Genomic DNA, 13,454 nt, shown 5'->3' on the forward strand with positions numbered 1-13,454 from the left:
CCCTCCCCGCTGCACAGTAGGTGCACGCAGGGGGAGGAGCCGGGCATGGGACGTAATCGGGATCTGGGGATACGCGGGGAAGACCTCGCCGCAGAATTCCTCGAGTCCGCCGGAATGGTGGTGCTCGAACGCAATTGGCGCACGCGGTACGGGGAACTCGATCTGATCGCGCAGGACGGCGCGGTCCTCGTATTCGTGGAGGTCAAGACCCGGTCGGGTCTCGGGTACGGCACGCCCGCCGAAGCCGTCACCCGAGGTAAGACCGAACGGATCCGGCGTCTCGCGGGCATGTGGCTCGCCGCGCAGAGCAGGCGGTGGACGCACATCCGGGTGGATGTCGTGACAGTGCTGCTCCAGCGCGGCTACGCGCCCGTCATCACCCACCTGCGGCAGGTGCTGTGATGGCGCTGGGCAGAGCCTGGTCGGTGGCGGTCTCGGGTGTCGACGGGCAGGTCGTCGAGATCGAAGCGGATATCGGCCGGGGGCTACCCGGCGTGACCATGGTGGGTCTGCCCGACACCGCGCTGCAGGAGTCGCGCGATCGGGTGCGCGCCGCGGTGTCCAATTCGGGTGCTGCATGGCCGGATTCGAAAGTCGTGCTGGCGTTGTCGCCGGCGACGCTGCCCAAAGTGGGCAGCGTCTACGACGTGGGTCTTGCGTGCGCGGTGCTCAACGCCGCCGACATCGTCCCCCTCGATCTCCTCGAGAAGACGATCCTGCTGGGTGAACTCGCACTGGACGGCAGGCTGCGGCCGATCCGGGGAGTGCTGCCGGCGGTCGTGACCGCGATGAATCACGGGTGGCGGAGGGTTGTGGTGCCCACCGCGACGATGATCGAAGCCGCGCTGGTGGAGGGGATCGAGATCTACGGCGCCGATACCCTCGCGGACCTCGTGCGCTGGTTGCGGGGTGACGGTGCTCTCGAGCGTCCCGGCGAGCGTCGCGCCCCTCCGCGTGCGGTCCGCGGGGACCTGAGCGAAGTCGTCGGGCAGTACGAGGCGCGCCGCGCCCTCGAAGTGGCCGCTGCGGGGGCGCATCACCTCATGCTCACCGGTCCGCCGGGGATCGGCAAAACGATGCTCGCACAGCGTCTCCCGGGAATTCTTCCCGTGCTCACCGAGAAGCACGCCCTCGAAGTGACCGCGATTCACTCGGTGGCCGGTACGCTCACCGCCGACCGTCCTCTGGTGACGGAACCCCCCTTCATCGCCCCTCACCACACCGCCTCGGTGAGCTCGCTGATCGGTGGTGGGACAGGGATGGCGAAGCCGGGCGCGGTAAGCCGAGCGCACCGCGGAATCCTCTTCCTCGACGAAGTTGCCGAGATGGGCACGAAAACACTCGAAGCGCTGCGGACACCCCTCGAGGACGGCGAAGTCCGGATCGCGCGGCGTGACGGCGTGGCACGGTACCCGGCGCGGTTCCAGCTGATCCTGGCGGCGAACCCGTGCCCGTGCGCACCGGCACGCGACGCCGACTGCGTCTGTGCTCCCACGGCGCGCCGCCGGTATCTGGGGAGGCTTTCGGGTCCGTTGCTCGATCGGGTGGACCTACGCATCCGGATGGAGTCCGTCGCGACCAGTGCCCTGATGGACGAGACCGGTGAGAGTACCGACGAGGTGCGCGCTCGGGTCGCGAACGCACGCGGCGCTGCGCGGGAGCGCTGGGCCGAGTACGGGTGGTCCACCAATGCCGAAGTTCCCGGACCCGCTCTGCGGCAGAAGTTCCGGCTCGCTCCCGCGGCGGTGCGGCCCGTCGAACGAGCGCTGCGGAAGGGTGCGATCACCGCGAGAGGCGCCGACCGGGCGTTGCGCGTCGCGTGGTCGCTGGCCGATCTCGCGGGCGCGGCCTCGCCGTCGGAGGTGCATGTCGCGACAGCACTGCAGTTCCGCGACAGGGGACTGGTGTGAGCGCGGCCGACGAGAGACGCCTCGCCTGGGCGTATCTGTCCACGGTGGCGCAGGGCGCGTCCCGGTCGTTGTCCGCGGCGATCGGGGAACACGGCGTGGTCGAGGTGGCCGAGGCGGTTCGTCAGGGCGGCGCCGGCGGACGGTTGTCGTCCCGGCTTGCCGCGCGGGCGCACCTCGACACGGCGGCGGAGGATCTCGGCAGGCTCGCACGATCGGGAGGGCGCCTGGTCACGCCGGACGACGAGGAGTGGCCGGCCTGGCACCTGCTCGGATTCGACTCGCTGACCACCACCGCCGATGCCGACGCGCCGCCTCTCGCGCTGTGGGTGTGGGGGGAGCGAAGAATCGACGAACTGACCGACCGGTCCGTGGGCATCGTGGGCACCCGCGCGGCGAGTGGATACGGCGAACACGTGACCGCGCAGGTCGCCGGGGATCTCGCTGTCGACGGGTGGACCGTGGTGTCCGGTGCGGCGTTCGGGGTCGATGCTGCAGCGCATCGGGCGGCGCTGGGGGTCGGGGGGCCGACGCTGGCCGTCCTTGCGTGCGGCGTCGACCGGGCTTATCCCGCCGCGCATTCCGCGCTGCTGCGATCGGTCTCGGAAACGGGCCTGGTTGTGAGCGAGTACCCCACGGGCACTACGCCTGCCCGGTACCGATTCCTGGCGCGCAATCGCCTGATTGCGGCGTTGTCGGCGGGCACGGTCGTGGTGGAGGCGGGATGGCGCAGCGGCGCTCGCAATACGGCGACGTGGGCTCGACGGCTCGGCAAACCCGTGATGGCGGTGCCGGGTCCGGTGACCTCCGCATCGTCGCAGGGTTGTCACCGGATGATCCGCGAGGGTGAGGCGCGTCTGGTGGGCAGTGCGCGCGAGATCGTGGAGGAATGCGGACCGCTGCTCGCCCGCGACGACGGACGTGACGCGTTGTTCCACCGAGATCTCGATGGCTTGTCGACGGAGAGTTCTCTTGTGTACGAGGCTTTTCCGGCCACGGGCAGTTGCACTCCGTCGGTCCTGGCGGAGTCGGCGGGTGTGCCGGTCGAGCAGGTTCGTGCGGCGTTGACTCTGCTCGAGCTGGACGGGCTCGTGGTTCTGGTGGACGGTGGCTGGCGGCGTGCGTGAACCTCACCAGGGCCGGATGTCAGTCTCTACGTGGGGGGTGGTGCAGTTGCGCGAGCATGCGTTCTCTCAGGCTGTCGTAGATCGGCGAGGATCCCATCAACTGTGCTACGGCGAATGCCCCGGCGACGGCTGCGAGCATCGGGACGGTGACGCTGGTCGTCGCGGTCATCTCCATGACGAGGACCGCGCCGGTGACGGGTGCGCGCACCGTCGCACTGAACATCGAGGCCATTCCCACGATTGCCATCGGCACCGCAACAGAGGAATCGATTCCGGGAACTATTGCGTGGCAGATCCCCGCGTAGAGCACGCCCCACAGCGCACCGAGTGCGAGTAGCGGAGCGAACAGACCTCCCGGAGTGCCCGCGGCATACGAGACGGGCCCCGTGGCGAAGCGCAATGCGACGTACAACGCGACGAGCGGGATCGCGAGCGCGCCGCCCGACAGCACGTGCTGCACCAGGGAGTCGCCGCCGCCGGTAGCAGGAGGTGAGGCTGCGGAGAGCAAGCCGATGGCACCTCCGATCGCAGTGGCCTTCACCACCGAGGGGACCGAGCGGAGAGCGTCCACAACGGACAGTGAACCCATCACCGCACGGTTGTAGGCAGCGCCGAGAACTCCGGTGAGGAGACCGAACACGACGAACACCGGGAGAAGGGTGATCGAGGGGGGATCGACCGGGCCGACCGAGAAGTCAGACGAATCTCCGACGACAAGACGGGAGCACGCGACCCCGACGGCGACAGACACCAGAACCGGCACCACAGTCCGGAGCCGGAACGAGTGCATGACTTCCTCGAAGACGAACAGCGCGCCACCGATGGGCGCATTGAACGCGACCGCCAGTCCCGCGCCGGATACCGACGTCTGCAGGAGTCGCTGGTGATCGGCGTTCATCCCCGCGCGGCGAGCTGTCTCGGCCCCTGCGACTGCGCCCATGTGCACGATGGGGCCTTCACGTCCGAGCACGAGACCCGACCCGATGCTGAGGACGCCGCCCACCAACGTCGCAGGCAATATCCGGAATTGCGGTGGGTCGACCTCGCCGCGGGAGACGGCCTCGACATGCTGAATACCGCTACCGGATGCGAACGGCACCCAGCGCACTATCAACGCCGCGATCGCGGCACAGACGGCCGTGACCCCCATCGGGATCAACCATCCCGGTCCGGGCAACTCGTGCGCCCAGCCCAGAAGATCGATCCGTGCTGCGTCAGCCCTCAGCAGACACCATCGGAACGCTCCTCCGACGAAGCCGATCAGCGCGCCGGCAACAGCAGCGACCAGGCAGACGATTGCGAGTTCGCGCGCGACTACGGGAGCTTCGTCCGATTTGTCGCGTGAATCCGCCATGCGCTCTCCAGTACCGGGGGATGTCGGCTACGGGCGCAGGCCGCGCCGTGCCGGCGCGGCCGTGAAGGGATCGAAAGCAGGCGATCGAGAACAATCCACACTCGGAAGTATGGCCACCGGAGTCTGTCCTGCGTGGTCGTTCGGACGTTTCGGCCGGTCCGGGAATCGGAGTATCGCGGAATCGTCCCGGCGGGTCGGCGTCGCCGGGGTGTCGTGTCAGTTCTCGGTGGTCTCCGAGTCGGTGCCTTCGGCGGCGGCGGTGTCGTCCACGTACCAGGCGCGATCCTCCCGGTCCCACTTCACGCCACCGCGGTGGGCCTTGCGGAACTCCCGGAGAACGGCCCGGTCGATCGACGCGTGACCGTTGTCGTTGACGTAGGTCCACTCGGGTCCGAACTTGGCCTCGATCGCGTCGACCATGTCGGTCTGGGTGACCTTGTGTTCCGTGGTGATGATGTCGGTCATCCAGGTGGCGATCTCGGTCGCGGTGGTGCTCATGGGTATCGAGCCTAGAGCGTCCCGAGGGGTGACGTCCCCGCTGGACCCCGCCTCGGAGTACGGTTGCGCCGATATAGGTAACCCTTACCAGGAGGCGCAGTGGCCCGGAAATCTCCGTCATCGACGACCCTGACCGTGTTGCGCACGGAGACGATCGCCGAACACTTCGTCCGGGTCGTCCTCGGCGGAGACGGCTTCGGCGACTTCGCCGCGCGAGCCGACACCGACAGCTACGTCAAGATCGAACTTCCCACGGGAGAGGACACCGCGGTACGCACCTACACGGTGCGCCGGGTCGACGAGGCTGCCCGCGAGATCTGGATCGACTTCGTCGTGCACGGTGACCAGGGTGTCGCCGGACCGTGGGCGCGCAGTGTGCAGCCCGGGACCGACGTCGTAGTGCGCGGACCGGGCGGTGGATACCGGCCCGATCCGGCCGCGGATTTCCACCTGCTCGCGGGCGACGAGACGGCGCTCCCGGCGATCGCTGCTGCGCTCGAGTCGCTGCCCGGCGACGCTCGGGGGGCGGTATTCGTCGAGGTGGCGGGCGTATCGGACGAATTGCCCTTGCCCGCTCCGGCGGGTGTCGAGGTGCACTGGGTGCATCGTGGGGTGGCCGCCGGTGACGCACCGCAGGACCTGATCGACGGTAACGCGCCGCTCGTCGCCGCGGTGAAGTCGCTTCCGTGGCCGGCCGGGGACGTCCACGTCTTCGTGCACGGTGAAGCGGAGACGGTGATGAAGCATCTTCGTCCGTACCTGCGAAAGGACCGGGGCGTGAGTCCTGCCCGCGCCTCTATCTCCGGGTACTGGCGTCGTGGTCGTACCGAAGAAGGCTTCCGGACCTGGAAGCAGGAATTGGCGACCATCGAAGCGTCGTAACGGCATTCACAACGAGTGCGGCCCGGGTCCCCGGTGAGGGGAGCCGGGCCGCACTCGTCGTGCCGACGGGGCGCGTTGCGTCAGTGCGCAGGCTCGCGGGCGGCGTCGACGCGGGCTTCCCTGGTGAGCACGGTGAACGCGGTCAACGCGAGGGTCCCGCACACGAGGATCGAGATCGCCATGGGTACCGCGGTGCTCTCACCGCCGAGTCCCACGAGGGGCGAGACGAGTGCCGCGAGCCCGAACTGGGACGCGCCGATCACCGCCGAACCGGTGCCGGCCGCCTTGGGGACCTGCGACTGGGCGAGCGCGGTGGCGTTACCGAGGATGAAGCTGAGGCTGCTGACGCACACGAACATCAGCGGGAGGATCAGCCACGGTGTGTACCCGACGACCAGGATCGACAGCAGCAGGAGTGCTCCACCGCAGAAAAGGGTGGTGACGCCGGCGCGCAGCAGCGACCGCGTCGGGAAACGTCCGATCAGCCGGCTGTTGACGATGTTACCGCCGACGAGACCGACGGAATTCACGGCGAAGACGAGAGAGAACTGTCCCGGGCTGAGTCCGAGGATCTCCTGCGTCACGAACGGGGACGCCGAGATGTAGGAGAACATCGCCCCGAAACTGAGAGCGAAGGTCGCGGCGTAGCCGACGAACCGCCGCTGCGACAGCACGTACCCGAAGTTGCCTGCCATGGCGGAGAAGCCGCCGCCGTGCCGCTTCTCCGGCGGCAGGGTTTCCGGGACGAAGAGCAGCACCGCGACGGTCATCGCGACGGCCAGCGCCGTGAGAACCCAGAAGATGCCACGCCACCCGATGGGGCCGAGAAGCGCGCCGCCGAGCAGGGGCGCGGCTACCGGCGCGATACCGCCGATGATCATCATGATGCTGAAAAGCTTGGCGGCCTGATCGCCCCGCGCGCGGTCGGCGATGACCGCACGCGCCAGGACGATTCCGATTCCGCCGCTGAATCCTTGGACAAGACGCGCGGCGATCAGCACCTCCACCGTCGGCGCCAGCGCGCAGAGGGCGCTGCTCGTCACCAGGACGAGCGTGCCGATGATGAGCAGTCGGCGTCGCCCCCAGCCGTCGGAGAGCGGCCCGATCATCAGCTGTCCCAGGCCGAGACCGGCCATGAACGTCGTCAGGGTGAGCTGGACACCGACCGTCGTCGTGCCGAGGCTTTCGGACATGACGGGGAGCCCGGGAAGGTACATATCGGTGGAAAGTGGTGCGATCGCCGACAGCAGCGCGAGCGCGCAGAGCATCGACAACGGGATTGTTTTACTCACTAACGAACTGTAACGGCGTGGCTCGTTGCGTCGTGCGGTGACTCCGCGCACGGTAGACCCATGCGAACCGACGGTCCGAGAGAACTGCCGCCCCCGCTCGCCGTGCACCTCGACGATTTCGCCGACCACCTCGCCCTCGAGAACAACCGCTCCGCCCACACCGTGCGCGCCTACTCCACCGATGTCCGGTCCCTGCTCGCCCACCTGGCTGCAACGAACCCGGACGCTCGCATCGCGGACCTCGACCTCGCGACGCTGCGATCGTGGCTCGCAGGGCAGGTCGAGGCCGGCGCGGCACGGACCACGATCGCGAGACGCACGTCGACGGCGCGGGCGTTCACGGCCTGGCTGGTTCGGACCGGGCGGCTCGACCAGGATCCGGCAGTGCGACTCGCGTCGGCGCGGGCACATCGGACACTGCCCACCGTGCTGCACGACGAGCAGGCCATCGAGGTCATGGAGGCTGCGAAATCGGGTGCGCAGGAACTCGACCCGTCGGCACTCCGCGACCGGGTCATCCTCGAGGTCCTGTACGCGACGGGCATCCGTGTCGGCGAACTGTGCGGGATGGACCTCGGCGACGTCGACAGCGAGCGGCGCGTGCTGCGTGTGCTCGGCAAGGGTGACAAGGAGCGGGTGGTGCCCTACGGCGTTCCGGCGGCCGACGCGCTCGATGCCTGGCTCCGTCACGGCCGCCCGCATCTGGTGCGGCCGTCGTCCGGCGATGCGCTGCTGCTCGGCAAGCGCGGCGGACGCGTCGACCAGCGTCAGGTCCGCACGGTCGTGCACGACGCGGTGTCGGCGATACCCGGAGCCCCCGATCTCGCGCCGCACGGACTCCGGCACAGTGCCGCGACCCATCTCCTCGAGGGCGGCGCGGATCTGAGAGTGGTCCAGGAAGTGCTCGGGCATTCGAGCCTCGCAACCACCCAGCTCTATACGCACGTGTCCGTCGCGCGGCTGCGTGCCGTGCACGAGCAAGCACATCCACGGGCCTGACGACCGGAACGTCGGCCCTCGTCGCCCGCGCGAACTGTCCTCCGCGCAGGGGTTCGCCCGGTGCGGACGTGCGCAGTCCCGCCCGGATTGATAGCGTGCGCGCCGCACCATCGAATTCGGGGGGATCAGATGAGACGCGACGAACCGGGCCATGCTCTGCCCGCGTGGCTGCGGGACCAGCCGCCTGCCGCAAGTGAGCCACCACCGGCACGGAAGTCTTTCCGCCGGGTGGTCCGGCCGGAGGGGGCAGGCTCCGAACCGAAGAGTGAGACGCCCGAGACAGCTGCCACCGCTGTGCAGGCGGCCGAGCGCCCCGTCGCGTCGGTCCCGTTCGGAACGCCACTCCTGCCCCCGGCCGGTGCGGCGGATGACACGGGAGAGACACCGAGTCCGGAGCCCGGAGCGCCGCGATCCGAAGACATGCCGCGCTCCGAAGAGACCGAGCCGTCCGTCCCGGCTTCCGAACCATCCCCGGTGAACGCGTCCGGGGAGGACTGCCCCGATCCGGTGGTCGAGGCCGAGGAACACTGGGCGCCGCACCAGGCCGCTGAACACGATCCGTCGGCGTTGCTCCCGCACGCGTTCGAGCACCAGCCGTCCACCGTCGATCTCGCGTCGGACGTGCTGGTCCGACGATCCCGTCGTTCTTCGCCGGCCGGGTGGCGCCGCGGTGTGCAACGGTTCGCGAAGGGACTCCTCGAGCCCGGCGACTCCACGGGGAGCGCTCGCCACGAACATCTGGTGGAACGAATCCGGCAGCCGATCTCGGGGGATTACCGCATCGCGGTGCTGTCCCTCAAAGGTGGGGTGGGCAAGACGACCACGACGATCGGGCTCGGTTCCACGTTCGCCTCGTTACGTGGCGACTGTGTGGTGGCGGTCGACGCGAATCCTGATTTCGGCACGCTCGCGCAGCGCATCCCGCAGCAGACCGACGCCACGGTCCGGGACCTGCTCGCGGCAGGGCCCGCGATCCGGCGCTATTCCGATGTCCGGGCGCATACCTCCCAGGCGCCGAGCCGGCTCGAGGTGCTGGCGAGTGAACGCGACCCGGCGGTGTCGGAGGCGTTCAGCGAGGACGACTATCGCGCTGTCGTCGACATCCTCCAGGTCTTCTACAACATCATCCTCACCGATTGCGGTACCGGGATCATGCACTCCGCGATGCGGGGAGTACTCGATCTCGCGAATGCCCTCGTGCTGGTGGGCTCGCCCGCGCTCGACGGTGCGCGGAGCGCTGCCGCGACCCTCGACTGGTTGCAGGCACACGGGTACGACGATCTGGTCGACCGCACGGTCGTCGTGATCAGCGCGCCGCGCCCGGGCACGTCGACGATCGACATGGATGCGCTGACTGCGCATTTCCTCGCGCGGTGCCGCGCACTGCATGTCGTCCCGTTCGACGAGCATCTGGCGGAGGGAGCCGAGATCGACCTCGAGCGGTTACGGCCTGCGACCCGGCGTGCCTTCGTCGAACTCGCCGCGATCGTGGCGGACGACTTTCCTCCGTTGTCCGGCCGGCATGCCGGCCGCGGCTGACGATGCGGGTGTCTCCGGTCCGGCCGAGGGTCGCGGCGCGCTCCTCAGTGCTTGCCCGGTAGCTCGACCTCGGCCGGTGATTTGTCGGTCCGTAGTCCTTTCCAGCTCGGATGGCGCAGGCTCCCGCCCGCGTATTCGCGGAACTCCACGTCGCCGACGAGGACAGGCTCGACCCAGTGCGCATCGCGGGTGTCGCGAGCCGGTGCCGGGACTGCCAGCGGGCTCGTCGTCCGCTCGAGCGAATCGAGTTGTGCGCGCAGCGTCCGCCGGGTTGCGGCGGTGAAACCCGTGCCGACCTTCCCGATGTACACCAGCTGCCCTTCGTCGTCGTGCGCGCCGAGAATCAGGGAACCGATGCCTCCGGCGGCCGACCCCGACCCGGGGAGCCAGCCGACGACCACGACCTCGGTGTTGTTCCGCAGCGGTGATTTGATCCAGCTCGGCGCCCGGGCCCCGGGCAGATACGTCGAGTCGAGGCGTTTGGCCACCACGCCTTCGAGCCCGTGCAGGCGGGCGAGGTCGAGCATCTGCGCGCCGTCGACATCGGTCCAGTACGGCGGGATCTGCACCTGCGGACTCGGCCGCACCAGATCGTCGAGCACGGCCCGGCGCTCGGCATACGGCAACGCGGTGGTCGACCGGCCGTCGACGGCGAGAACATCGAACAGGTACAGCACCACCGGGATCTCGCGTCGCAACGCAGGCGTGGGCCGCTGCACGTGCATCCGGCGCTGGAGCCGGTGGAACGACGGTCTTCCCTTCGCATCGAGCGCGACGATCTCGCCGTCGAGTACCGCCTCGCGGCCGCCCAGGGCGATCGACACCGGGCCGGGCAGTTCCGGATAGGAGACGGTGATGTCGTTGCCGTTGCGGCTCGAGAATCGGCAGTCGTCGGCTCCGGCCCGCGCGATCGCCCTGACACCGTCCCATTTCATCTCGAATGCCCAGCCGTCCCCGGCCGGCAGCACGCCGAGGGTCGCCAGCATCGGGGACGGCTCCGTCGACGCGGAAGGCATAGACCGAGTCTGCGGCATCCACCCGGGCGGTGATCGGCGAATCGGCAGCGTGGTCCCCGGTTACTCGTCCTCGATGCCGGTCACACCGGATGGAGACGGATCACCGGTCGCTCCACGAGGGGGAGGGAGTCGAGATACTCGTCCCGGTCCCGGCGCAGTCCCCAATGCAGGCACGCCGCGACCGGGCACCCCTCGTGACCGCTCTCGACGGTGCCGATCGGATCGCCGCGCCCGATGCGCCGCCCGGACACGACCGCGGCGACGACGGGTTCGTACGTCGTGCGCAGCCCACCGGGATGGTCGACGGACACGACAGGCTTCCCCGCGACGGTGCCTGCGAACACCACCACACCGTCACCCGCAGACCGGACGTGCTGTCCGGGCGACGCGGCCAGGTCGACGCCGCGGTGACCGGGCAGCCAATTCCGGTCGGGCGGGTCGAAGGCGCGAGTGACGGCGGGCCGGGGATCGAGCGGCCATCCGAACAGCGGACCGGCGGGCGGCCCGTCGGTCCGGAGGGGGCCGCCCAGGGCCGGGACGGTCCCCACGGTGAACACCAGCACCGCGAGGCAGGCGCTGCGGGACACGATCCGGCGGACGGCCGCGATACTCATGCAGGAAGGGTGCCGTCCGCAGCCGCCCGAGCGACAGACCCGATCCGGGTCTGTGGACAAAGCGGGAGTGCTCCACAGGGGCGACGTGCCGGTTTAGCGATCCGGCACCTGGGCACGTACACTTGTCGGGCGGTCTGTGTTCGCAGATCGACTTCGCGCGTCCGCGCACGGTGTCACCCGTTCGTACGGTGTACACCCGATGGCCGTCGATCGGTCCCGCAAGGGTTCGACGGGCATGTGGACGCCAGGGCGGGGATCGCAAGATCGCCCGCATCAACCGACACGAAAGAGAGACAACAGCCATGGCTGTCGTAACCATGAGGCAGCTGCTCGACAGCGGCGCCCACTTCGGTCACCAGACTCGACGCTGGAACCCGAAGATGAAGCGGTTCATCTTCACCGACCGCAACGGCATCTACATCATCGACTTGCAGCAGACGCTGACGTACATCGACAAGGCGTACGAATTCGTCAAGGAGACCGTCGCCCACGGTGGCACGATCCTGTTCGTCGGCACCAAGAAGCAGGCGCAGGAATCCATCGCCGAAGAGGCCACTCGCGTCGGAATGCCGTACGTGAACCAGCGCTGGCTCGGCGGCATGCTCACCAACTTCTCCACCGTCCACAAGCGCCTGCAGCGCCTGAAGGAGCTGGAGGCCATGGAGCAGACCGGTGGCTTCGAGGGTCGCACCAAGAAGGAAATCCTCATGCTCACGCGTGAGATGAACAAGCTGGATCGCACCCTCGGTGGTATCCGCGATATGGCCAAGGTTCCGTCGGCCGTGTGGATCGTCGACACCAACAAGGAGCACATCGCCGTCGGTGAGGCTCGCAAGCTCAACATCCCGGTCATCGCGATCCTGGACACGAACTGCGATCCCGACCTCGTCGACTACCCGATCCCGGGTAACGACGACGCGATTCGTTCGGCTGCGCTTCTGACCAAGGTTGTCGCTTCCGCCGTCGCCGAGGGCCTCCAGGCCCGCGCCGGCAAGAGCACGGACGCCGACGCCAAGCCCGAGGCCGGCGCCGAGCCGCTCGCCGAGTGGGAGCAGGAACTGCTCTCGCAGGCCACCCCGGCCGCCGAGGCCGAGGCCCCTGCTGCAGAGGCTCCCGCCGCGGAAGCTCCCGCTGCCGAGGCACCTGCCGCGGACGCAACGCCCGAGGCCTGATCCCGATGGACGGCCCCGACCGGTAGATCGCAAGATCCATGGTCGGGGCCGTCTGTTCGCGAGCGGCCCGGACATTCGCTGCGCCGCCCGCACTCCGAGACTTTCCATCACAGACACAGGAGGCTCGCTTCCATGGCGAACTACACCGCCGCCGACGTCAAGCGTCTCCGTGAGCTCACCGGCTCCGGAATGCTGGACTGCAAGAACGCTCTCGCCGACAACGACGGCGACTTCGACAAGGCCGTCGAGCAGCTGCGCATCAAGGGTGCCAAGGACGTGGGCAAGCGCGCCGAGCGCTCCACCGCCGAAGGCCTGGTCGTGTCCAAGGACGGCGTGCTCGTCGAGCTGAACTCCGAGACCGACTTCGTCGCCAAGAACGACGAGTTCAAGGCTCTCGCCGACACGATCGTCACTGCGGCCGCGCAGGCGCGTCCCGCCGATGTCGACGCCCTCAAGGCCGTCGAGATCGACGGCAAGACGGTCGACGCGCTGGTTCAGGAGATGTCCGCGAAGATCGGCGAGAAGCTCGAGCTTCGCCGCGTCGCGTCGTTCGACGGCCAGACGTCCGTCTACCTGCACAAGCGTGCGTCGGACCTGCCGCCGTCGGTGGGCGTGCTCGTCGAGTACACCGGTGAAGGCGACGCTGCCGCCGAGGCCGCGCGTGCCGCCGCGATGCAGATCGCTGCGCTCAAGGCCAAGTACGTCACCCGTGACGAGGTCCCCGAGGACATCGTCGCCAACGAGCGTCGTATCGCCGAGGAGACCGCAAAGGCCGAGGGCAAGCCCGAGGCTGCGCTCCCGAAGATCGTCGAAGGCCGCGTCAACGGCTACTTCAAGGATGTCGTGCTCACCGAGCAGGCCTCCGTCACGGACTCGAAGAAGACCGTCAAGGCGATCCTCGACGAGGCCGGTGCCACCGTCGTCCGCTTCGTGCGGTTCGAGGTCGGCGCCAGCTAGAATGTCTGCTTCTCGACCCCGCCGGCTCTCTGCCGGCGGGGTCGAGGTGTGTCAGGGCACGCCCACCGGCACGCGCACGGCCGCCGCACGGGCGGTC

At 68.8% G+C, this 13,454-nt stretch carries 13 protein-coding genes; 8 read left to right on the forward strand and 5 right to left on the reverse strand.

All coding sequences use genetic code 11. From position 1 onward, the window contains the following. Positions 1 to 45 precede the first annotated feature (45 nt). The 3 genes from HF877_RS07470 to dprA are packed head-to-tail and all read left to right on the forward strand — an operon-like array spanning position 46 to position 3,034. Entirely contained in the window at positions 46 to 402 is a 357-nt protein-coding gene (locus HF877_RS07470) for a YraN family protein (RefSeq protein ID WP_169620542.1), read from the forward strand. Beyond that, positions 402 to 1,910, forward strand: a complete 1,509-nt coding sequence (locus HF877_RS07475) for a YifB family Mg chelatase-like AAA ATPase (protein WP_169620543.1) — start codon at positions 402 to 404, stop codon at positions 1,908 to 1,910. The genes HF877_RS07470 and HF877_RS07475 overlap by 1 nt, the downstream gene beginning before the upstream one ends. Then, positions 1,907 to 3,034, forward strand: coding sequence for a DNA-processing protein DprA (gene dprA / locus HF877_RS07480; protein ID WP_169620544.1), 1,128 nt, complete (start codon positions 1,907 to 1,909; stop codon positions 3,032 to 3,034). The genes HF877_RS07475 and dprA overlap by 4 nt, the downstream gene beginning before the upstream one ends. 19 nt (positions 3,035 to 3,053) lie before the next feature. On the opposite strand, the gene HF877_RS07485 is transcribed toward dprA, so the two are convergent. Continuing rightward, positions 3,054 to 4,388: a ClC family H(+)/Cl(-) exchange transporter gene (locus tag HF877_RS07485; RefSeq protein WP_169620545.1), complete on the reverse strand. Its 1,335-nt coding sequence runs from the start codon at positions 4,386 to 4,388 to the stop codon at positions 3,054 to 3,056. Positions 4,389 to 4,604: 216 nt separating this feature from the next. Continuing rightward, on the reverse strand, positions 4,605 to 4,886 hold the full coding sequence (locus HF877_RS07490) for a hypothetical protein (protein ID WP_169620546.1): 282 nt from the start codon (positions 4,884 to 4,886) through the stop codon (positions 4,605 to 4,607). 99 nt (positions 4,887 to 4,985) lie between these two features. Here HF877_RS07490 and HF877_RS07495 point away from each other — a divergent pair, with 99 nt between their 5' ends. Continuing rightward, entirely contained in the window at positions 4,986 to 5,768 is a 783-nt protein-coding gene (locus HF877_RS07495; RefSeq protein ID WP_169620547.1) for a siderophore-interacting protein, read from the forward strand. 80 nt (positions 5,769 to 5,848) lie between these two features. On the opposite strand, the gene HF877_RS07500 is transcribed toward HF877_RS07495, so the two are convergent. Beyond that, positions 5,849 to 7,036, reverse strand: coding sequence for a multidrug effflux MFS transporter (locus HF877_RS07500; RefSeq protein WP_169620717.1), 1,188 nt, complete (start codon positions 7,034 to 7,036; stop codon positions 5,849 to 5,851). Positions 7,037 to 7,144: 108 nt separating this feature from the next. Between HF877_RS07500 and HF877_RS07505 the strand changes: the two genes are divergently transcribed. Then, complete coding sequence (locus HF877_RS07505) at positions 7,145 to 8,059, forward strand: tyrosine recombinase XerC (RefSeq protein WP_240952167.1); 915 nt, start codon at positions 7,145 to 7,147, stop codon at positions 8,057 to 8,059. A gap of 129 nt (positions 8,060 to 8,188) precedes the next feature. Next, positions 8,189 to 9,598, forward strand: a complete 1,410-nt coding sequence (locus HF877_RS07510) for a MinD/ParA family protein (protein WP_169620549.1) — start codon at positions 8,189 to 8,191, stop codon at positions 9,596 to 9,598. 44 nt (positions 9,599 to 9,642) lie between these two features. Here the strand turns inward: HF877_RS07510 and ligD are convergent, their stop codons facing one another. Further along, positions 9,643 to 10,614 (reverse strand): non-homologous end-joining DNA ligase, encoded by a 972-nt coding sequence (ligD, locus tag HF877_RS07515; RefSeq protein ID WP_169620550.1) that lies wholly within the window; start codon positions 10,612 to 10,614, stop codon positions 9,643 to 9,645. Between the two features lie 80 nt (positions 10,615 to 10,694). Beyond that, the gene (locus HF877_RS07520; protein WP_169620551.1) at positions 10,695 to 11,228 is read right to left on the reverse strand and encodes a M23 family metallopeptidase; all 534 of its coding nucleotides are present in this window, start codon (positions 11,226 to 11,228) and stop codon (positions 10,695 to 10,697) included. Between the two features lie 302 nt (positions 11,229 to 11,530). On the opposite strand from HF877_RS07520, the gene rpsB reads away from it, so the two are divergent. Beyond that, on the forward strand, positions 11,531 to 12,400 hold the full coding sequence (rpsB, locus tag HF877_RS07525) for a 30S ribosomal protein S2 (RefSeq protein WP_072698618.1): 870 nt from the start codon (positions 11,531 to 11,533) through the stop codon (positions 12,398 to 12,400). 132 nt (positions 12,401 to 12,532) lie between these two features. Then, positions 12,533 to 13,357: a translation elongation factor Ts gene (gene tsf, locus HF877_RS07530; RefSeq protein WP_072698617.1), complete on the forward strand. Its 825-nt coding sequence runs from the start codon at positions 12,533 to 12,535 to the stop codon at positions 13,355 to 13,357. Positions 13,358 to 13,454: the final 97 nt, after the last annotated feature.

This window comes from Rhodococcus sp. BL-253-APC-6A1W (assembly GCF_012843405.1).
In the GTDB taxonomy this organism is placed as follows: Bacteria; Actinomycetota; Actinomycetes; order Mycobacteriales; family Mycobacteriaceae; genus Rhodococcus.

What these genes read in the sequence shown, in the direction of transcription:
- HF877_RS07470 (WP_169620542.1), top strand. Translation starts at nt 46, where the DNA reads ATGGGACGTAATCGGGATCTGGGGATACGCGGGGAAGACCTCGCCGCA.
- HF877_RS07475 (WP_169620543.1), top strand. Translation starts at nt 402, where the DNA reads ATGGCGCTGGGCAGAGCCTGGTCGGTGGCGGTCTCGGGTGTCGACGGG.
- HF877_RS07485 (WP_169620545.1), bottom strand. Translation starts at nt 4,388, where the DNA reads ATGGCGGATTCACGCGACAAATCGGACGAAGCTCCCGTAGTCGCGCGC.
- HF877_RS07490 (WP_169620546.1), bottom strand. Translation starts at nt 4,886, where the DNA reads ATGAGCACCACCGCGACCGAGATCGCCACCTGGATGACCGACATCATC.
- HF877_RS07500 (WP_169620717.1), bottom strand. Translation starts at nt 7,036, where the DNA reads ATGCTCTGCGCGCTCGCGCTGCTGTCGGCGATCGCACCACTTTCCACC.
- HF877_RS07510 (WP_169620549.1), top strand. Translation starts at nt 8,189, where the DNA reads ATGAGACGCGACGAACCGGGCCATGCTCTGCCCGCGTGGCTGCGGGAC.
- ligD (WP_169620550.1), bottom strand. Translation starts at nt 10,614, where the DNA reads ATGCCTTCCGCGTCGACGGAGCCGTCCCCGATGCTGGCGACCCTCGGC.
- HF877_RS07520 (WP_169620551.1), bottom strand. Translation starts at nt 11,228, where the DNA reads ATGAGTATCGCGGCCGTCCGCCGGATCGTGTCCCGCAGCGCCTGCCTC.
- rpsB (WP_072698618.1), top strand. Translation starts at nt 11,531, where the DNA reads ATGGCTGTCGTAACCATGAGGCAGCTGCTCGACAGCGGCGCCCACTTC.
- tsf (WP_072698617.1), top strand. Translation starts at nt 12,533, where the DNA reads ATGGCGAACTACACCGCCGCCGACGTCAAGCGTCTCCGTGAGCTCACC.